The organism is Metasolibacillus fluoroglycofenilyticus (genome assembly GCF_003049645.1).
Classification (GTDB): Bacteria; Bacillota; Bacilli; order Bacillales_A; family Planococcaceae; genus Metasolibacillus; species Metasolibacillus fluoroglycofenilyticus.
In genome coordinates, this window is sequence record NZ_PYWK01000018.1 from 1 (window position 1) to 607 (window position 607).

The 607-nt window shown below is 43.7% G+C and carries 2 rRNA genes; both read right to left on the minus strand.

Annotated features, from left to right (window positions below):
• Positions 1-126: ribosomal RNA gene (locus tag C9J36_RS17065) — 23S ribosomal RNA — on the minus strand; the annotation flags it as partial.
• A gap of 394 nt (positions 127-520) precedes the next feature.
• Positions 521-607: ribosomal RNA gene (locus tag C9J36_RS17070) — 16S ribosomal RNA — on the minus strand; the annotation flags it as partial.

Below are 607 nucleotides of genomic sequence, written 5' to 3' on the forward strand. Positions count from 1 at the left end.
TTTCCCCATTCGGAAATCCCCGGATCAAAGCTTACTTACAGCTCCCCGAGGCATATCGGTGTTAGTGCCGTCCTTCATCGACTCCTAGTGCCAAGGCATCCACCGTGCGCCCTTAATAACTTAACCTATTCAGCTTTCAATACACATCGTATGACTGCGTCAGCTTCATTCACTCTGTCAGTCACGTACTTAAGTACGCTCCTTCCATCGCTCAATCGCTTCCTTGTCCTACTCGTGTCTTGAAACCTTCATGTTAGTTACAACTTATCTCATAAAAGAAATAAGATTTAAGAACTTACACGATCAATTACTTGATCTATTTAAAACTTGTTACTTTCAATGTCGTTTTATCCAGTTTTCAAAGAACAAATAGGCTACCTGCATTTGCTTCCTCGCGTATTTGCGACGAGTAACCGCAGGAGCACAAAATAAGAAGTATTCATCCGTTGATGAACCTTCAAAACTGAACAGCAATCCGTGAATGTTATCTCCGTAGGAGATATTCCGAAAATATCCTTAGAAAGGAGGTGATCCAGCCGCACCTTCCGATACGGCTACCTTGTTACGACTTCACCCCAATCATCTATCCCACCTTCGGCGGCTGGCT